The following is an 18,001-nucleotide window of genomic DNA, read 5'->3' as shown; positions in this document are numbered from 1 at the left end:
GACCGTGTAGAGGGCGAGTACGGAGCCGGGAGCGAGGTCGACCTCCGTCGTCGGGTAGCCGGCGGAGCCGTCGATGCCGAGCAGTGGGCCACCGGCGAGGTCGAGCACCCGCACCCGGCCGTCGGGGCGGCGCAGCAGCGGCGGCGGATGACCCGCCCGGGCCATCACGGCCCGCCCGCGCGCGGGATCGAGCCGTAGATACAGACAGCTGGCGAACAGATCGGCGCCGAGGTCGATCAGCAGCCGGTTGGTGCTGCCCATGACCTCCTCGGGGGCCTGCCCCACGGTCGTGTAGGCGCGCACGGCGGTGCGGATCTGGCCCATCAGCCCGGCCGCGGTCACGTTGTGTCCCTGTACGTCCCCGATCACCGCCGCCGCGCCGCCCGGCGTCGGCACCAGGTCGTAGAAATCGCCGCCGATCTCCATGCCGTGCGTGGCGGGCAGATAGCGGGATGCCGAGTCGATGCCGGCCAGCGGCGGCAGCGAGTGCGGCAGCAGGGCCGCCTGCAGGCCGTGCGCCAGCTGGTGCTTGGCGTCGTAGAGCAGGGCCCGCTCCAGGGCCTGCGCGATCAGACCGCCGAGGCTCGTCAGCACCGCGCGCTCGTCCGCGGGGAACGGATGCGGTTCGGCGTAGGCGAGCACACAGGTGCCCACCGGGCGTCCTGACGCGATCAACGGCAGATAGGCCCAGGCCGCGAAGCCGCCCGGAGCGGCCTGCCGCGAGGGATACAGGCGCTCCAACTCCTCCCGGGAGTCGAAGAACGCGGGCACCCCCGTGTTCAGGACGTGCGTGCCCGGCGTGCGCTCGGCCAGCGGCAGCCCGTCGAACCGCTCCACGACCTGCGCATCCGGATACCCGCGGTGCCCCAGCACATGCAGTCGCCCCGCCCGGGAACCGAGGACCACCAGCGCCTGGCTGCCCACAGCCGGCGCGATCTCGTCCGCGACCAGCTGCACCACGTCCTGCACCCCCACCGCCTCGGTCAGCGCACCGGCCAGCGTCAGCACCTGGGAGATGGTGACCAGCCGGGAAGGGGCGTCACCGGGCTGCGGCCCGGCCCGTTTCATCTCCGCCACCGCCCGCGCGCGGGTGACGCGGACGCTGAGCCCGGTCGTACTGGGATACATCCGGAAGGACATCCAGTCCCCGGGCGGGCGCAGCGCCACGAACGAGGTCGTCTGCTGGCTGATCAGCGCGGCCCGGTACCGGTCCTCGTAGACGGGGTCGTTGAGCCAGGGCACCGACGCCCACAGCTGCGTGCCCAGCAGCTTGCTGACCGGGAGACCGATCAGTTCGGCCGCCGCCGCGTTGGCGAAGGCGATCCGGCCGTGCAGATCCAGCGAGCACAGCCCGTACGGCAGCCGTGCCACCATCCGAGCCGCCTCCACCGTGCCGAGGGTGCCGGCCAGGCCGCCCACCGGCGGTCCGCCGAGCAGATCGGGCTCGGGCAGCAGCTGCCGGCTCTCCTCGAGGGCACGCTCCAGCCGCTTCGCGAGCCGGTCGCAGGCGGCGGTCAGATGGTCCCGCTCCAAGTCCGACAGGTCGGGCGGATGCGAGCCGGGCCAGGTCACGAAGACCGCGCCGTACGCCGTCGAGCCGGTCGCCACCGGCACCGCGGCCAGCGCGAAGGGATAGGGCAGCACCACGGCGATGCGCGGATAGCGGGCGGCCATCTCCTCCTCGCCGCCCACCCACACCAGCCGCCGCTCCCGCACCGCGTCCGCCACCGGGATCGGCGCGCTCAGCCCCACCCGCTCCCAGGGCGCCGCGAAGGCCCGGGGCAGGCCCGCCATCACGGCCATCTCCAGCACGGGTTCGGTGGGAGACAGCAGATACACCGCCCCGGAGTGCGCGTGGACCTCGTCCATCATCGACGCCAGCGCCAGGGACAGCAGCGGCCGGCCCACCCGCGTCCTCGTGGTCGCCGGCGCCTGAGCGGACACCTGCCCGTCGGACACGCCGACCACCTCCTCGCACGGCCGGGCGACGGGTCCCAGGGATCAATCTGCCCCCTGGCGGCCGGTCGCGCACGGCGAGCGGTGGCCGCCAGGCGCACCCGGCCCGAGTACGGGCGCAGGGCAGCCCCCTGCTCGGTGAAGAACCGCCGCACCACCTCGCCCCCGGTACATGCCCCCTCAGTTGATGCGCGAGACGGTGTGCGGGCGCCACGTGTGCGCCAACAATGGGCACGCGTTCAACTCCGATGAGACCGCGGACGGAATGACGGAATGCTGAGATGCCCCTCCGTGGCCCGGCACCGACACTTCCAGCCGTCCGAAGGCCCGGGACAGTCACGCCTGTCACGAGATCACCGTGCGATACGCACGCGTCAAGACATGTTCGGCGCGTTTCGAGTGGGCACGCCCGATGACCTCCACGGAATGCTCACAGGGGCTGCGCGGGTGTCCCATACGCGCTGTAATTGCGGACGTGGTCAGTGAGGGCGCCGAGGCACGCAGAACGAGAACTCTGCGCGCCGAAGGTGCCCTGAATGCGCTCACGTCCGGTCCGGACTCACCCGAGCGGGTGCGTCGGGTCCTGGAGCAGGCGCTGGTCTTCGCCGGAGCGGCGTTCGTCGGTGTGTACACGCCGGAGGAGGACGGCGACCTGCTGTGCCTGGTGGAGTCGGCGGGTGTGCCGCGCACGCTGTTCGGGCTGCGCGACAGCTATCCGCGCTCCGGCAGCTCCCCGGTCGCCGACAGCCACCGCTCCGGGAGTCCGGTGTGGCTCGGGCCCGAGGCACTCTCGGGGGATGCCGAGGCGCGGCGGACGCCGCCGCGGGACTTCCACCTGGCGGTGCTGCCCGCGCGCGGGAACGGAGACGGCGGCTGTCTGCTGGCCGTCAGCGATCGGCCGGACGGCTTCGACACCGAGGACCGCAAGTGCCTGGAGCTGATCGCCGACGCCGTCGGCTGCCCCGTCCCCGCCCGCGCCGCAGAGGGCGGCGAGCTGCTGGCCAATGCGTTCAGCCTCGCCATGGACAGCGGCCGGGTCGAGGTGGGCGACGCCATCCTGGGGCTGTTCGCCGTCACCCGCGCCGAGTTCGACGGCAGGGTCGAGACCCTGCTGGGCCTGACCGTGCCGGAGGACCTGCCCTCGCTGATGTCGGTGGTCGAGGCCGACCACATGTCCCTCGGCGACCGTGAGCTGGAGTTCCGGGTCCTGCAGCCCTCCGGCCCGCCCAAGTGGCTGCGGCTGCGCGGGCGTCTGCTGCCCGGCGGCGAGGGCCGGCCCGCCATGCTCGTCGGCACGGTCGCCGACGCCTCGAAGCTTCGCTCCGAGGTCACCGACGTGGCCCGCGTCCAGCGCCTCGCCGCCATGCTCGCGACGGCCGGCACCGTCCGCGACGTCAGCCAGGCCGTGGTCTCCGCCCTGCGCAAGCCGCTGCAGGCCGACCGGATCGCGCTCGCCGAGCTGGAGGGCGACCGGCTCGTCGTCACGGTCCTCGACCCGGCCGATCCGGAATCCTGGCCCGAGCTGTGGCGCCTGGAGTGGCGCACCGAGTGGCCCGACGCGCCCGTGCGCGCCATGCCCACCCTGGCTGCCGCCCTGCGCGAGGGCCGCGCCCGCATCTGGCCCGCCGGCGCGCCCCTGGAACCCGCCCTCGCCGACATCGGCCCCGGCGGACTCGCCGTGCTGCCGCTGCCCGCCGGCAACCGCATGGCAGGCGCCTGTCTGATCGGCTGGGACACCCCGCACGACTTCGGCCCCGACGAGCGCGCCCTGCTCACCGCCTCCGCAGGCCTCGCGGGCCAGGCCCTGATGCGCGCCCACGCCTTCGACGCCGAGCACGAACTCGTCGGCATGCTCCAGCGCCAGCTGCTGCCGCGCCGCCTGCCCAAGCTGCCCGGCGCGGTCGCCGTCGCCCGCTACCTGCCCACCACGGCGGGCCTGGAGGTCGGCGGCGACTGGTACGACGTGATCCCGCTGCCCGACAACCACGTGGCCCTCGTCATCGGTGACGTCCAGGGCCACAACGCGAGCGCCGCCACCCTCATGGGCCAGATGCGCACCGCGCTGCGCGCCTACGCCGTCGAGGGCCACCCGCCGGACGTGGTCGTCTCGCATGCCAACCGGCTCCTGACGGACATGGAGACCGACCTCTTCGCCACCTGCTGCTACGTCGACGTGGACATGGAGGAGGGCTCCGCCTGGTACGTGCGTGCAGGTCATCTGCCGCCGGTGCTGCGCCACCCCGACGGCAGCACCGAGGTGCCCGAGTCCGACGGCGGGCCGCCGCTCGGTGTGGTCGCCCAGGCCGACTTCCCGATGAGCGCGCTGCGGCTGCAGCCCGGCACGGTCCTCGCGCTCACCACGGACGGCCTCGTCGAGTCCGCGGAGGCCGACATCGACGACGGCATGGAGCGGCTGGCCCGGGAACTGTCCGGCTCCGACCCCGGTCACCTCGGCCTGGTCGCCGACGCCCTGCTCGGCAACGCCCGGCGCAGCGACGACGTCGCCCTGCTCCTGCTGCGCTACGACGGCATGGCGCTGCGTCCGCTGCGCGACAGCTGGACGGTCTGGCGCGTGCCCGAGGCCGTCGGACACACCCGTCGCTTCACCCGGCGCACCCTCCGGGCCTGGGGCGTCACCCGCGACGACATGGACGGCGTACTCCTGGTCGTCTCCGAGCTCGTCACCAATGCCTTGGTGCACACCCACGGCCAAGTGCGCCTCGACCTCACCCTGCTCGACAACCGGCTGCGTGTCTCGGTCGCCGACGCCTCGCCGCGCACTCCGGTGAAGCCGACCGGCATCGGATGGGAAGCCACTGGCGGCCGCGGCATCCTCCTGGTGGAAGCGATGTCCGAGACGTGGGGGACCGTGCCGGCCAGCGGCGGCAAACAGGTGTGGGCGGAGCTCGTGCTCGGTTCGTGACGTTGGCGGTGATCAGACGGAGCAGCTGCTTGGCCAGGGCGTCCTGCTCGGGGGTCAGGCCCATGGCGTCGCCGATGGCAAGGGGCACCCCGCCCGCCCTCTCCCGCAGCTGAGCACCGGCCTCGGTGAGGCGGAGGGTCTACGCCAACAAGCTGCGGGAGGCGGGTGTCCCGGTCACCGCTGTCCGATACCAGGGCATCATCCACGACTTCGTGATGCTCAACGCCCTGCGTGGGACCCGTGCCGCGGAGGCCGCCATCAGCCAGGCGATCAGCACTCCTCGCGGGGCGCTGGGCACTGCCCGAGCGTCGAACCGGTGCCGAAGTGGGGCCCGCGCGCGGCGGGTTCGCGCGCCGCCGGCACGCCGGACACGGCGTTTGACCGGACCGCCGAAGGGGACCCGGCCAACAAGCTCTGAAGCAGAAGGAAGATGAACCGCCGTGACGCCGCACACCACAGACAAGCTTGCGATCCGTCGACAGGAGACCGGTTGGGCGAGGGCCCGGCGGCTGCGGGGCAAGGGCGTCTTGGGTACCTGCATTCCGGCGGTTCTCGGGCAGGGCACCACCCGAACGGATCAACCCGGCCCGGAGGGCAACATCGTGCGGGGCGAGGACTGACCACCGGCCCGCCCGCACTTCGGTGGAGGAGGGCGCGCGCGTGGTGAACTCGCGCATCGTCGACCCCGGCGTGATCGGCGTCGGCACCGTCGTCGAAGATTTTCAGGTGGGACCCTTCACCTCCGTCGCGGAGAACTGCCGGATCATCGACAGCGAGCTGGAGTTCTCCATCGTGGTCCGCGACTCCTCGATCCTCGGGTCGCCCGTGCCTGCGCGACACACGGCGCCTGCCTGACTCCGTCTCCGCATCGACCACGTCTTCGCGGGCGACGCACGTACCCCGTATCCCGAAGATCATGCCATCGCGCCGAACGGCGCGTACGTCCGCAGCAAGGTCGCCGACGAGCGTGCGTGGCCGAGGAGCCTCCCACATCGAGCGCAATCGTGCGAACCGCTTGGCTCTACGGCGTTCACGGGCGTAGTTTCGTCCGCACGATGATCGACCTGGAGTCCCGCCACGACACCCTCGACGTCGTCGGCGACCAGCGCGGGCAGCCCACCTGGAGCGCGGACGTCGCCGCACGTCTAGTCGACCTCGGCCCGCACCCGGGCCGGGGTGCGAGCGCTGTCTTCCATGCCGCCGGCTGGGGCGCGACCTCCCGGTACGTGTCGGCCCGAGAGGGCTTCGCCGGTCTCGGCGCGGACCCCGACCGGGTGCGGCCCGTGAGCAGCGGGGCCTTCCCGCGGCCCGTTCACCGCCCCGGGTACAGCGCCCTCGCCCACGGTCGTCGGCAGGAGCTGGGTCTGCCGCCGCTGCGCGACTGGCGATCCGTCCTGCATGAAGCATTCCCCCTTATCCGCAAGGAGTCCCCTTCGTGAAACGCCATGAATTCCTGCGGGGTCTGCACAAGGCCACCGCGAACCGCAACTACCTGGAGATCGGAGTCAACGACGGCCGCAGTCTCACGCTGTCCCGCGTCCCCAGCATCGCGGTCGACCCCGCGTTCAAGGTGGTCACGGAGATCCGGTGCGACGTCCACCTGGTGAAGGCCACCAGCGACGACTTCTTCGCCCGCGACAACCCCCTCGGCCACCTCAAGGGCGGCCGCCACCCCGTGCGCAACCTGCGCCGGGGCCGCAGCCCGCTCGGCTACTGGCGGCGCACCACGCTCGACCTCGCGTTCATCGACGGCATGCACCTTTTCGAGTACGCGCTGCGCGACTTCATCAACATCGAGAAGCACTCGGACTGGTCGAGCGTGATCGTCTTCGACGACATGCTGCCGCGCAGCATCGACGAGGCCGCCCGCGACCGGCACACCGACGCCTGGACCGGCGACGTCTACAAGATCATCGAGATCCTGAACCGCTACCGGCCCGATCTCGTGACCGTCCTCGTCGACACCCAGCCCACCGGCCAGCTGATCATCTTCGGCGCCGACCACCAGAACACCGTGCTGAAGGACAAGTACGACGAGATCATCGCCGAGTTCCAGGTGCCCGACCCCCAGAAGGTGCCCGAGACGGTGCTGGAGCGGGTGAAGGCGGTCACGCCCGAGACCCTGCTGGGGGCCGACTTCTGGCGTCCTCTGGTCCGCGCGCGCAACCGCGGCCTCAGCCGCTCCCGCGGCTGGCAGCCGCTGCGCTCGGCCCTGGAGGGCCTGGCGGCCGGCCGCTGACCGGTCGGCCGCGCAACTCCTCGTAACGGGAGGTGCAGGCGTCGTCCGACAGCAGGAGCCCGGTCCGCCGGGCCTCTGCCGGTGACGGCGCCTGCACGTCCTTCGGGACAGCACCGGAAGGCGTGCCTGAGGCCGCCCGTGAGGAACACGGCGTGCCGGGTGTTCGGCCTGTCCGGGCGGCACATCCGTGAAGCGCGCCCCGCGCAGCGCACGCCCGTGGGAGACCGAGCAGTTGGCCTGCGCGAGCGACAGGTCGTAGCCGCGGCCATGCGGACCTCTTCGCCGCGCCACCACTCGTGGAGGTGCCCCTCTCGCCGGGGAAGATCTTCGGCTCCAGCGCCCGTGCGACCGCTATGCCCAGTGATCGGACGCCTTCACGCCTTTCCCGCCTTGGCCGCCCGGGATGCCGTGCGACGTCTGAGCACCGCGGCGAGCGCCCGCCGTGCCCTGTGGGCCAGCCGCCGTACCGCCGAGGGCCTGGGGGTCCGTACCACCTTGATCGAGTTCGCGTCCGCGTGCAGGGCGAGCGGCAGCGGGAGGAAACGCGGCTCGGCGGCGTCGGGGGCCGCGCACAGGGCGGTCCGCCAGGTCGCGCCGCTGAGGTCGGCGACGGTCGGGGCGGCCTCCAGCAGGGCCCCGTCCCCGGCCGGGGACAGCGTGCCGGGCACGTCCACCGACGTGTCGGGGGAGGTCAGCCGCAGCAGTACGGCCGTCTCGGCCGGGACGTGCAGCGGAAGTGGCGCGCGCAGCCGGCCCCCCGAGACGCTCACGGCGTCCGGATCGAGCCGGCCGAGGCCGAGGCGCTGGTTGGCCCGGTCGACGTCCAGGGAGAGGTTGCCGTGCTGGTCGGTCCAGTACGGCAGGACCACCCGCCCGGCCACGACCGCCGCGGACGTGGCGGCACGGGCCTTGCGCGGGCCCGGGCCCACGCGGGACGTCTTGCTCCAGCCGCCCAGCCTGACGCGGGCATGCGTGTCCCACAGCCCGGCGCGCAGCGGCGCGCCGTCCACCGCGGCGGCCGGGTCGACAGTGGCCGTGGCTCGCAGCATGAGCCGCACCTGCCCGCTGTCCTCGACCGGCACGATCTCCCGGGTGACCTCGATGGGCTGGAAGTACTGGGCGGCGCTGGAGCGTTCGCGCACCAGCAGGTCCACGGCGGCCTGTCCGAACCGGGCCACGGTGTCGGCGCTCACCCAGGCAATCGCCTCGTCGAGGTCCTTCGGCGGGCCGTCCAGCGGGGTGCGGACCCCGCCGCCGGGGAACGTCAGCGGCGTACCGCCCGCCGTGAGCTCGGCGACGAAGTCGAACCGCAGCCTGCCGTCCTGCCACTCGACCGTCCCGGGCCGGGCCGAGAGGCCGAGCCCGGTCTCCCACTCGGCGAAGGCCACCACGTCGTCGTACCGGTCGGCGGCGACGAGCGCGGCCACGACCTGCTGCGTCGGCTGCAGTCCGGCGGTGACACCGGGGCCGAAGCGCTCGACGACGACCTGGCGGATCTCCTCGAACATCCTGCGCCGGTAGTCGTCCGGATTGGCGAGGAGACGGTTGCCGCGCAGCCGCTCCACCATCTCCACGCGCAGCCAGCGGCGGTGCAGACCGTCGCGCACCTCGCCCGGCTCGGTGTACCGGTCGACGACGTCCAGCGCCTCCCGCAGGTTCTTGAAGTACCCCACCGGGTCGAACTGTTGGAAGCCCGCGTTGGAGGAGTCGTCGCGCCGGATGTGGTAATAGCAGACGTAGTCGCCGATCACGGACACGTTGGCCGCGCGCAGATACGCCTCCGTCACGAAGACGTGGTCCTCCAGGCGCCGTCTGCCCTCGGGGAAGCGCAGGCCGATCTCGTCCAGGAAGGCCCGGCGGAACATCTTGTGCGGGGTGAGGCTGTCGATGAGCGGGGCGTTCCGCACGCCGGCTCTCGGCCGGTTGCGGCGGAACAACTCGACCGGCACCCCGCGGCCCTGGCCGGCCATCTTGCCGACGACGACGTCGGCGCCGTTGGCCACCCCGTAGTCGTACATCCGCTCCAGGGCCTCGTCGCCGAGGCGGTCGTCGTTGTCGACGAACATGACGTACTCGCCCTGGGAGGCGGCGATGCCGACGTTGCGCGGCTTGCCCGACCAGCCGGAGTTCTCCTGGTGGATCACCCGGACCCGGGGCTCCTCAGCCGCAAGAGCATCGAGCCGGGCCGGGGTCTGGTCGGTGGAGCCGTCGTCGACGAAGATCACTTCGTACTCGTCGGGTGGCAGTGACTGCCTCAGCAGCGAGGCGATGCAGTCCTCGATGTAGGGCCCCGGGTTGTAGACGGGGACGATGACGCTGACCTTGACCGGCATCGGGCTTCCGAGCCCCCTCGGGTCGCTCGCCGAAAGTGTGGGTACGGCTGGCCAGATGCTATCTCCGCCTGGAGCTTCGTCCCACTCCGGGCCTGTCTCCAGATCGTTTCCGCGGGCGGGATCAGTCGTGCGTCTTGGCCAGCAGTTCCAGGATCTCGGCGGTGGTGCCCGGCTCGCCCAGGCGCGGGAAGATCCGCTCGACGCTGCGCCGGTGGGCCTCGGGGTCCAGGTCGCTCATGGCGTCGGTGGCGAGTGTGACGTGGTAGCCGTGCTCGTGCGCGGCGCGGGCGGTGGACTCCACGCCGATGCTGGTGGCGATGCCCGTCAGCACGATCTGCGTGACACCGCGGCGGCGCAGCTGGACATCGAGACCGGTGCCGTGGAAGGCACCCCAGTTGCGCTTGGTGACGGTGATGTCGCCGGGATGACCGGCCAGTTCGGCGACCACGACGTCCCAGCCCTCCGGGAAGGCGCCGCCCGGGCGGGAGGCCTCGGTGCGGCCGGGAACCGTGTCCGCCCCGTCGGCGGCGAACGAGACCCGGACCAGCACCACGGGCAGACCGCGGGCGCGGAAGGCGTCGGCGAGTTCGACCGTACGGGTGACGACATCGGCGCCGCTGTGCGGCTGGACGGGCGCGGCGACGACGCCCGCCTGGAGGTCGATCACCACGAGGGCGGTGCGGGGGTCGAGGGCGGTGACAGTCATGAAATCAGGCCTTTCGTTGCGGTACGAGGGTGTCGAGCGAACGGTCGGGGAGAGCGGACGTCAGGAGCAGCGTCGATCCGACGAGCATGAACAGGGCCAGGTCGTGCATCCCGGAGGTGTCGGCGCGGTGGGGGAAGAAGGCCGCGTCGGCGGCGGACGCGGCCAGCGCGCCGAGGTAGCCGAAGGTGCGCAGCAGCCCGGCGGCCGAGGCCGTGCGGGCCGGCTCTGCCTGGCGGTACAGGGCGTTCTGGATGGCGAGTCCGAGGAGGCCCTGCGGCACGCCCATCACGGCTCCGACGAGGATCAGCTCCCACATCGGGGTATCGGGGCCGACCAGCAGCAGCGTGGCGCAGCCGGCCATCTGCAGAAGGCTGCCGACGACGAGCTTGCCTCGTACGGCCTCCCGGCGACCGGTGACGGCGGAGACGGCGAGCCCGGTGGCCGACAGCGACAGCAGCACCAGTCCCGCCGTCGCGGCGTGCAGGCCGCGCCCCTCCTCCAGCCACTGGGTGAAGCCGTACATGAAGGCGTACGAGGTCGTGTAGGCCAGCAACTGGCGCACATACGTGACGATCAGCGGGACGTTGCCGCCGAGGACGCGCAGGTCGACGAACGGGTCGGGCACCCGCAGCTCCCGCACCGCGAAACCCGCCGCGGCGACCGCGGACAGGACCGGCAGGTACCAGTGGTCGAGCCGCAGGCCCGTCAGGAAGACCATCAGCGAGACCAGCATGACCGCGAACAACGCCATGCCGGGCAGGTCGACACCGTTTCCCCGGCCCGTGGTCCGCCCGGACGTCCTCGGCAGACGGCGCGCTCCCAGGACCAGACAGGCCACCGACAGCGGCACGTTGACGGTGAAGACGGCCCGCCAGCCACCGAGGCCGATCAGCAGACCGCCGAGGGTGGGGCCGATCACGGCCACGACCTGGTTGGCCATGGCGAGCGCGGTCAGTACTCCCGCCGGGCTGTCGCGACCCGTGCGCTCGGCCTCGCTGCGGGTCAGCTGCATGGCCGCCGGATACGCCGCCGACGTCCCGAAGCCGAGCAGTACGCGGGCGCCGATGAGCGCGCCGAGCGAAGGGGCGACCGCGCCGAGGAGCCCGGCGATCCCCACCAGGCCCGTGCCGGTCAGATAGAGGCGGCGCGGCCCGTACGTGTCCACGAACCGCCCGACGACCGGCTGCCCCACCGCGGTGGCCAGGTACAGGGCGGACACCAGCCACACCGTCTCGGCCGGCGGCGCACCGAAGGCAACCCCGATCGGCACCAACGCCACCGCGATCATCGAGGAGTTGACCGGGTTGAGGACCGATCCGAACAGCATCGGTGCGATCAGCCGCCGGTCGAACCCGGCGGGGGAGGGGCGGGTGGTCCGCGCGCCTCCCCCGATGCGGGAGAGCCGACGTATCACGGCTGCGTGAGCCGTTCCAGCAGCGCGAGCCCCTCGAGGACCGTCCGCCGTTCGTCCTCGGTGTAGCGGTCCTGCAGCGCCCGGGCCAGCCATTCCTCACGGGCCTGCCGGTCACCCTCGACCCGCAGGCGGCCCGCGTCGGTCAGGGTGACGAGCTGGCGGCGGCCGTCGTCGGGGTCGGGACTCCGCCGGATCAGCCCCTGCCGGTCCAGTGCGGCGAGCGTGGTCGCCATCGACTGCGGTCGCACACCCTCCGCCGTGGCCAGCGAACTGGCCGTGGCGGCCCCGTGCTTCGCCACCAGAGTGAGCGCGGAGACCTGGGGCGGCGTGAGCTCGTCGTCCTCCGCGACCTCCCTGATGCGCCGCCGCAGCCGACTGACCACCACTCGCAGATCGCGCGCCGCGCGGGCGGCGGACTCGCCGATGCCCTCGGAAGGCTCGGTGGTCTGTTCATCCATGCCACGACCATAAAACCGAAAGGTGAAACTGTCCAGTCCAGACTGAACAGTTTTACCTGTAGATCGGTGGGCGCCGACAGGGGGACGGCGGGAGAGGGGCGGTCCGTACGCACGAGCACCCGACAGCCGGAATCGCGCCGGTCGACTCCTCCGTGGCGCACCCCGCGCGCGTCTGCAACGCCTGGCTCGGCGGACGGGACAGCCATACCGCCGACCAGGAGGCGGCCGAGTCGGCCGCCGTTCAATCCGTGCGTGAGCTGACTGGGCCGGAATCCGCCAGTTCCTCGCGACGTGGCCCAGCGCCTCGACCCGGCGCCCGCGTGGTCTACGTCGACGACGACCCGGTCGTCCTGGCCCACGCTTGGGCGCTGCTCGTCGGCACCCCGGAAGGAGCGACGGACTGCCTGGAGGCCGGCCTGCGCGACGTGGACCGCGTCCTCACGGCGGCGCAGGAGACACTGGACCTTTCGCAGCCCGTGGCGCTCGTGCTGGTCGCGATCCTGCAGTACGTCCCCGACCCGGACGACCCCTACGCCGTCCCCCGGCGCCTCCTCGACGCCCTCGCCCCCGGCAGCCACCACGTCCTCTCCCACCCCGCCGCGGACATCGGCGCCGAGGCGGTCGCCGCTTCGATGCGCGTGTACAACGAAGGGACCGCCGGCCACGCCGGCGCGACACCCGCACGCACGCCGAGGACCGTTCACCCTGCGGCGCCGACGCCGTCTCTAGGCTGAGCCCGTGCGCCTTGTGCTGACCACCGACACCCACCTCCCCAAACGCGCCAAGCAGCTGCCGGAGCCGCTCCTGGCCGAATTCCCGCGCGCCGACGTCGTGTTCCATGCCGGGGACTGGGTCGACAGCGCCACCCTCGACCTGCTGGAGGCCCGCTGCCGCAGGGTCGTCGGCGTGTACGGCAACAACGACGGACCGGCACTGCGTGCCCGGCTGCCCGAAGTGGCGTACGCCGAGCTCGACGGAGTGCGCTTCGCAGTCGTGCACGAGACGGGCCCGGCACAGGGCCGGGAGGCGCGCTGCGCCGCCCGGTTCCCCGACGCCGACGTGCTGGTCTTCGGGCACAGCCACATCCCCTGGGACACGACCGCCCCCGGCGGCCTGCGCCTGCTCAACCCCGGATCCCCGACCGACCGGCGCCGCCAGCCCCACTGCACCTACATGACCGCCACCGTGGCCGACGGCCTCCTCACGGACGTACAGCTGCACCGCCTGCCCCCGAGGTAGCCGCCGGTTTCTGGGCGGCGGAGCGGGGCACCCGGCAGCGGCGGCCGTACGGGCGCATCCGGCATCCGGCGGTGTTGTCGGACCCTCCTGTTACCAAGGAACCATGACTGGATCACCGGCAACGCTTCTGCGGCGCGCGGTGAGCCCCGCACGGCACGAGGGCTCGCCGCGGACCGTCCTGTTCGCCATGTGCACCGGGTACTTCCTGGTGCTGCTCGACGTCACCATCGTCAACGTGGCACTGCCCCGCATCGGTTCGGACCTCGGCACCGACATCGGCGGCTTGCAGTGGGTGGTGGACGGCTACGCGCTGGCGCTCGCCGCCCTCATGCTGACCAGCGGGACGGCCGGGGACCTGTACGGACACCGGCGCGTGGTCCTCGCCGGACTCGTCGTCTTCGGCGCCGGCTCGCTGGCCTGCGGACTCGCCCCCGGTGTCCCCGTCCTGGTCACCGCCCGGGTGGTCCAGGGCGTGGGCGCGGCGCTGCTGCTGCCGGGCACGCTGGCCATCATCAGCCGCGCCTTCCCCGACGACGCGGCACGCGCCCGTGCCATCGGCGTCTGGGCCGGCACAGGCAGCCTGGCGCTGCCCGCGGGCCCGCTGCTCGGCGGCGCCCTCACCGAAACCCTCGGCTGGCGGGCCATCTTCCTGCTGAACGTGCCGATCGTGCTGGTCGCCCTCGTGCGGTCCGCCGCGATCGTGCGGGAGAGCAGGGAAGAGCAGGCCAGGCGTCTGGACGTGCCCGGACTGCTGCTCGGCAGCCTGCTGCTTCTGGCGACGACGTACGCCTTCATCGAGGGCGGACGCGCCGGCCCCGGTGCCCCGCAGGTGCTGGTGGCCGCGGCGCTCGCCGTCCTCGCCGTGCCGGCACTGGCCGTCGTCGAACTGCGCCGCGGGGACGAGGCGATGCTGCCCGTTCCGCTGCTGCGGCGACCCGCCTTCGACGCGGCGAACGTGGTGGCCGGGATCATGAACATGGGCACGCTCGGCACGCTGTTCGTGCTGATGCTGTTCCTGCAGTCGGTCCAGGACCGCTCCGCGCTGCTCGCGGGCGCCGCCGTGATACCGCTGTTCGCCCCGCTCGCCGTCATCGCGCCTTTCGGCGGGCGCATCACCAGCCGGATCGGGTCGCGACTTCCGGCCGCCGCCGGTCTGCTCGTCGCCACGGCCGGACTCGCCCTCCTCGCCCCGGCCGCACCGCACTCCACGTATCTCGTCCTGCTGCCCGCGTTCCTGCTGTGGGGCACCGGCATGGGCTTCCTTACCCCCGCGGTCGTCGCCGCGGCCATCGCGGCCGTCCCGGCCGAACGGTCGGGGCTGGCCTCCGCGATGAACAACACCGCACGTCAGACAGGCGGTGCGATAGGCATCGCGGTGGCGGGCGCGGTCGCCGGACAGCCCGGTGACGAGACACGTTTCGTACGGGGCTTCCACGCCGTCGCCCTCGGAGCCGCGGGCCTCTACGCGGCCGCCGCGGTGCTCGCCCTGCTCGTGCTGCCGGGCGCCCTCCTTCCGGGCGGCGAGAGGTGACGTGAGCGGCGTTCGAGGAAGCAGAGGTGCTGTGTCGCGGGGGCGTGCATGCCCCATCGGAAGCCGCCTGCCCTTCAGAGGCCCACCCCGAAATCCGATGGACGTCCAGCCATCACTCCGCTGAGATGGACGGCGTGCTGATCGACGCAACTCTCGTACGCCGCCTGCTCGTTGCCCAGTTCCCGCAATGGGCCCAGCTGCCGGTGGCCCCGGTGCCGCAGTCCGGCATGGACAACGCCACCTTCCGGCTCGGCGACGAGCTGTCCGTGCGTCTGCCGCGTTATGCGCACTGGGTCGGCCAGGTGGAGCGCGAGCACCGCTGGCTGCCCCGCCTGGCCCCGTATCTCCCGCTGGCCGTCTCCGAGCCCCTCGCGATGGGGGAACCCGGCGAGGGCTACCCCTACCCGTGGTCCGTGTACCGGTGGCTGGACGGCGAGACGGCCGCCACCGATGCTCTGGTCGACCCGGTCGGCACCGCCCTCGACCTGGCCGAATTCATCACAGCCCTGCAGGCCGCCGACCCCACCGGCGGCCCCGGCCCCGAGCAGAGCAACGCCTTCCGCGGTGTGCCACTGGGCGACGAGCGTGACTCCGTGGCCGCGGAGGCCCGGGTGCGGCCCAAGCTCGAGGCCCTGAAGAAGGCGGGCCTCGTCGATGTCGACGCGGTGACGCAGGTGTGGGAGGCGGCTCTCGCCGCGCCCGCGTGGGAGAAGCCGCCGGTGTGGATCCACGGCGACCTCGACGCGGGCAACCTCCTGACACAGAACGGCCGGCTGAGCGCCGTCATCGACTTCGGCACGCTGGCCGTGGCCGACCCCGCCGTGGACCTGGTGCCCGCCTGGAAGTTCCTGCCCGCGCGGGCACGGGACGTCTTCCGCGAGGCGGTCGGCGCCGACGACGCCACCTGGGCGCGGGGCCGCGGCTGGGCCCTCGCGGGATCGCTCCCGGTACCCGACGACCCCTTCTTCCGCGACCACCCGGCCCGGATCACGGCAGCGCTGAAGCACCTGGAGGCGATCGTGGCGGACTACCGGAGCAACACGGGCTGAGGGAAGGGGATCAACCCTGCCGCCGGCGCCGTACCCGCGTGAACACGACCGTCACCACGACGGCCGCAGCGACAGCCACCGCCGCCCGTTCGGCCACCGGCACCCCGGCCGTACGGAACAGGTCGAGGGGTCCGGCCTCCTCCCGCGGCTCCGCCACCGCCGCGGCAGGCTCGGGCTCCACGATCCGCTCCGAGAGGCACTGGGCGAACCGGCCGACGAGCCGGTCGCCCACTTCCGCCATCACTCCGCGCCCGCACTGCGCCGGACGCCCGGTCACCGTCAGTCCGGTACGCACCGACGCCGCCGTACCGCCGTCGCGCTCGCTCGGAGTGCCGGTCACCGTGGGGCGTGGCGTGCGGTGCCCTGGCCGCGGGTCTCCCGGTCACCGGCGATCAGCACCATGCGGTGCGCCGTCTCATCCTGCTCCTCGAAGACGGCCGTGCCCTTGTACGTCACGGTGATCGGGCCCACCTTGACCTTCACCGAGCCGGTGACGGTCTTCCCGTCGTACTCCTCGACGGTCGCCCCGGGCATGCACGGGGCCACCCGCTCGATGTCGAGGAGCGTCCGCCAGGCGTCGTCGACCGGGACCGGCACGGTGAACTCGTGGTGCAGCTCGATGACTTCCTCGGACGGGCGTCACGTCGACGGATGGATGGCCCCTGCGGTCGCCGTCAGCGGGGCGCCGCTGCCGCCCCAGCGCAGCGCGACGATCTCGGCGGCGACGGACACGGCGACCTCCTCGGGCGTACGGGCGCCGAGGTCGAGGCCGACGGGGGAGCGCAGCCGGGAGAGTTCGCTCTCGGTGAGCCCGGCGTCGAGCAGGCGTTTCATGCGGTCGTCGTGGGTACGGCGGCTGCCCATCGCCCCGATGTAGGCGGCCGGCCGGCGCAGTGCCTCCTCCAGCAGCGGCACGTCGAACTTGGGGTCGTGGGTGAGAACGCAGATCACCGTGCGTTCGTCGGTGTCGGTGTTCCGCAGATAGCGGTGCGGCCAGTCGACGATCACCTCGACGGCGTCCGGGAAGCGTCTGGGCGTGGCGAACACCGGACGGGCGTCGCACACGGTGACCCGGTAGCCGAGGAAGCTGCCGATGCGGGCGACCGCGGCCGCGTAGTCGATGGCGCCGAAGACCAGCATGCGCGGCGGCGGGGCGAAGGAGTGCAGGAAGACCGTGACCGCGTCCTCGCGGCGCTCGCCGTGCGGGCCGTAGTGGCGCAATCCGGTGGCACCCAGGGCGAGTTCGCCGCGCGCGTCGGCGGTGACGGCGATGTCCAGGCCGGCCGTGCCCAGAGTCCCCGACACCTCGTCCGGCCAGACGGCGAGGGTGGCCCCGATCGTCGCAGGTCCGCCCGTCACCGTCGCCACGGTCACCGGGCGGCCCTCGGCCACGGACCGCGCGACCGCCGCGAACCCCGGGTCGGTCTCGTGCGTGACGGGCCGCACCAGCAGCGTGATCTCACCGCCGCAGGTGAGCCCGACCGCGAATGCGTCCTCGTCGCTGTAGCCGAAGGTCTCCAGGCGTGCCTCGCCGGTCTCGACGACCTCCTGGGCGAGTTCGAACACCGCGCCCTCCACGCAGCCTCCGGACACGCTGCCCACGACTTCGTCGCCGGGTCCCACGGCCATGGCCGCACCGGGATCACGCGGTGCGCTGCGGCTCACTGCGACCACGGTCGCAAGGCCGAACGGGAGCCGGGCCGCGTACCACTCGCTCAGCGTCGGGAGAATCTCACGCACGATCCGCTCCTTCCACGGGCGCCGGGCCGGCCCCGCGCACCACCGCCACCAGACGCTCCAGCGCGGCCAGACTGTGCCCCTCGACGAAAGCGTCCACGCTCGGCAGCGCCGCCGCCATCCCGGGCGGAGAGGTGCGTAGCCGGGTTGCGCCTTGCGAGGATCGGCCAAGATCACCCGGTGCGCCGGCCGGTGCAGACGGCGCATCTGCGCGCCGAGCAGCTCGGGGTCGCCACGCACCCGTCGGACAGCACCACCACGACCGCCCCACGCGCCATGCCCCGCTGCCCCCAGCGGCCCAGGAACTCGCGCAGCAGCTCCCCTAGTGTTCCGGTCCGCAGATCCTGTCGCAGTAGCGGCAGATGCGGTCGATGATCTGGTCCGCGGTCTTGGTCCATCTGAAGGGGCGGGCCTGC

The 18,001-nt window shown here is 72.7% G+C and carries 16 protein-coding genes and 4 pseudogenes; 10 read left to right on the top strand and 10 right to left on the bottom strand.

What is annotated here, in order from left to right:
* Positions 1 to 1,968 (bottom strand): GAF domain-containing SpoIIE family protein phosphatase (locus AB0N07_RS45300; protein ID WP_365845844.1); only part of this gene is annotated, 1,968 nt, incomplete at its 3' end.
* A gap of 463 nt (positions 1,969 to 2,431) precedes the next feature.
* Between AB0N07_RS45300 and AB0N07_RS45295 the strand changes: the two genes are divergently transcribed.
* Positions 2,432 to 4,879, top strand: a complete 2,448-nt coding sequence (locus AB0N07_RS45295; protein ID WP_365845842.1) for a SpoIIE family protein phosphatase — start codon at positions 2,432 to 2,434, stop codon at positions 4,877 to 4,879.
* Here the strand turns inward: AB0N07_RS45295 and AB0N07_RS45290 are convergent.
* A pseudogene (locus AB0N07_RS45290) lies at positions 4,878 to 5,015 on the bottom strand (MarR family transcriptional regulator); the annotation flags it as partial. The gene AB0N07_RS45295 and the pseudogene AB0N07_RS45290 overlap by 2 nt on opposite strands.
* A gap of 4 nt (positions 5,016 to 5,019) precedes the next feature.
* Here AB0N07_RS45290 and AB0N07_RS45285 point away from each other — a divergent pair.
* From AB0N07_RS45285 to AB0N07_RS45265, 5 genes and pseudogenes are all read left to right on the top strand, one after another.
* Positions 5,020 to 5,178: pseudogene (locus AB0N07_RS45285) on the top strand (esterase); the annotation flags it as partial.
* Between the two features lie 141 nt (positions 5,179 to 5,319).
* A complete protein-coding gene (locus AB0N07_RS45280) occupies positions 5,320 to 5,499 on the top strand; it encodes a hypothetical protein (RefSeq protein ID WP_365845840.1) in 180 nt (59 codons plus the stop codon).
* A gap of 22 nt (positions 5,500 to 5,521) precedes the next feature.
* A pseudogene (locus tag AB0N07_RS45275) lies at positions 5,522 to 5,698 on the top strand (glucose-1-phosphate thymidylyltransferase); the annotation flags it as partial.
* 152 nt (positions 5,699 to 5,850) lie between these two features.
* Positions 5,851 to 6,318: a sugar nucleotide-binding protein gene (locus AB0N07_RS45270; RefSeq protein ID WP_365845838.1), complete on the top strand. Its 468-nt coding sequence runs from the start codon at positions 5,851 to 5,853 to the stop codon at positions 6,316 to 6,318.
* On the top strand, positions 6,315 to 7,118 hold the full coding sequence (locus tag AB0N07_RS45265; protein WP_365845836.1) for a class I SAM-dependent methyltransferase: 804 nt from the start codon (positions 6,315 to 6,317) through the stop codon (positions 7,116 to 7,118). The genes AB0N07_RS45270 and AB0N07_RS45265 overlap by 4 nt, the downstream gene beginning before the upstream one ends.
* A gap of 374 nt (positions 7,119 to 7,492) precedes the next feature.
* On the opposite strand, the gene AB0N07_RS45260 is transcribed toward AB0N07_RS45265, so the two are convergent.
* From AB0N07_RS45260 to AB0N07_RS45245, 4 genes are all read right to left on the bottom strand, one after another.
* Positions 7,493 to 9,451 (bottom strand): glycosyltransferase family 2 protein, encoded by a 1,959-nt coding sequence (locus AB0N07_RS45260; protein WP_365845834.1) that lies wholly within the window; start codon positions 9,449 to 9,451, stop codon positions 7,493 to 7,495.
* Between the two features lie 121 nt (positions 9,452 to 9,572).
* Entirely contained in the window at positions 9,573 to 10,157 is a 585-nt protein-coding gene (locus AB0N07_RS45255) for a hydrolase (RefSeq protein ID WP_365845832.1), read from the bottom strand.
* A gap of 4 nt (positions 10,158 to 10,161) precedes the next feature.
* The gene (locus AB0N07_RS45250; RefSeq protein WP_365845830.1) at positions 10,162 to 11,571 is read right to left on the bottom strand and encodes an MFS transporter; all 1,410 of its coding nucleotides are present in this window, start codon (positions 11,569 to 11,571) and stop codon (positions 10,162 to 10,164) included.
* Positions 11,568 to 12,029, bottom strand: coding sequence for a MarR family transcriptional regulator (locus AB0N07_RS45245; RefSeq protein ID WP_365845828.1), 462 nt, complete (start codon positions 12,027 to 12,029; stop codon positions 11,568 to 11,570). Before AB0N07_RS45245 ends, AB0N07_RS45250 begins: the two co-directional genes overlap by 4 nt.
* A gap of 62 nt (positions 12,030 to 12,091) precedes the next feature.
* On the opposite strand from AB0N07_RS45245, the gene AB0N07_RS45240 reads away from it, so the two are divergent.
* The 4 genes from AB0N07_RS45240 (at position 12,092) to AB0N07_RS45225 (ending at position 15,848) form a co-directional block, all read left to right on the top strand.
* Positions 12,092 to 12,763 carry an SAM-dependent methyltransferase gene (locus tag AB0N07_RS45240; protein ID WP_365845845.1) on the top strand — a complete coding sequence of 224 codons (672 nt, stop codon included), beginning with the start codon at positions 12,092 to 12,094 and terminating at the stop codon, positions 12,761 to 12,763.
* 4 nt (positions 12,764 to 12,767) lie between these two features.
* Positions 12,768 to 13,268, top strand: a complete 501-nt coding sequence (locus tag AB0N07_RS45235; RefSeq protein ID WP_365845826.1) for a metallophosphoesterase — start codon at positions 12,768 to 12,770, stop codon at positions 13,266 to 13,268.
* Between the two features lie 103 nt (positions 13,269 to 13,371).
* Positions 13,372 to 14,799: an MFS transporter gene (locus AB0N07_RS45230; RefSeq protein ID WP_365845824.1), complete on the top strand. Its 1,428-nt coding sequence runs from the start codon at positions 13,372 to 13,374 to the stop codon at positions 14,797 to 14,799.
* A 125-nt stretch (positions 14,800 to 14,924) separates the two neighbouring features.
* A complete protein-coding gene (locus tag AB0N07_RS45225) occupies positions 14,925 to 15,848 on the top strand; it encodes an aminoglycoside phosphotransferase family protein (protein ID WP_365845822.1) in 924 nt (307 codons plus the stop codon).
* A gap of 10 nt (positions 15,849 to 15,858) precedes the next feature.
* Here AB0N07_RS45225 and AB0N07_RS45220 read toward each other — a convergent pair whose 3' ends face one another.
* The 4 genes and pseudogenes from AB0N07_RS45220 to AB0N07_RS45205 form a co-directional block, all read right to left on the bottom strand.
* Positions 15,859 to 16,188, bottom strand: coding sequence for a hypothetical protein (locus AB0N07_RS45220; RefSeq protein ID WP_365845820.1), 330 nt, complete (start codon positions 16,186 to 16,188; stop codon positions 15,859 to 15,861).
* Positions 16,185 to 16,445, bottom strand: a complete 261-nt coding sequence (locus AB0N07_RS45215; protein ID WP_365845818.1) for an SRPBCC domain-containing protein — start codon at positions 16,443 to 16,445, stop codon at positions 16,185 to 16,187. Before AB0N07_RS45215 ends, AB0N07_RS45220 begins: the two co-directional genes overlap by 4 nt.
* A 42-nt stretch (positions 16,446 to 16,487) precedes the next feature.
* The gene (locus AB0N07_RS45210; RefSeq protein WP_365845816.1) at positions 16,488 to 17,588 is read right to left on the bottom strand and encodes an XdhC/CoxI family protein; all 1,101 of its coding nucleotides are present in this window, start codon (positions 17,586 to 17,588) and stop codon (positions 16,488 to 16,490) included.
* Positions 17,581 to 17,917 (bottom strand): annotated as a pseudogene (locus AB0N07_RS45205) (VWA domain-containing protein); the annotation flags it as partial. The pseudogene AB0N07_RS45205 and the gene AB0N07_RS45210, both read right to left, overlap by 8 nt.
* Positions 17,918 to 18,001: the final 84 nt, after the last annotated feature.

Origin of the sequence: Streptomyces sp. NPDC051172 (genome assembly GCF_040682555.1) — a bacterium.
Lineage (GTDB): Bacteria > Actinomycetota > Actinomycetes > Streptomycetales > Streptomycetaceae > Streptomyces.
This window is presented reverse-complemented; position numbering and strand designations above follow the sequence as displayed.

Excerpts from the sequence above, each read along its gene's own strand:
- AB0N07_RS45260 (WP_365845834.1), bottom strand. The coding sequence starts at position 9,451 with ATGCCGGTCAAGGTCAGCGTCATCGTCCCCGTCTACAACCCGGGGCCC.
- AB0N07_RS45225 (WP_365845822.1), top strand. The coding sequence starts at position 14,925 with ATGGACGGCGTGCTGATCGACGCAACTCTCGTACGCCGCCTGCTCGTT.
- AB0N07_RS45230 (WP_365845824.1), top strand. The coding sequence starts at position 13,372 with ATGACTGGATCACCGGCAACGCTTCTGCGGCGCGCGGTGAGCCCCGCA.
- AB0N07_RS45245 (WP_365845828.1), bottom strand. The coding sequence starts at position 12,029 with ATGGATGAACAGACCACCGAGCCTTCCGAGGGCATCGGCGAGTCCGCC.
- AB0N07_RS45255 (WP_365845832.1), bottom strand. The coding sequence starts at position 10,157 with ATGACTGTCACCGCCCTCGACCCCCGCACCGCCCTCGTGGTGATCGAC.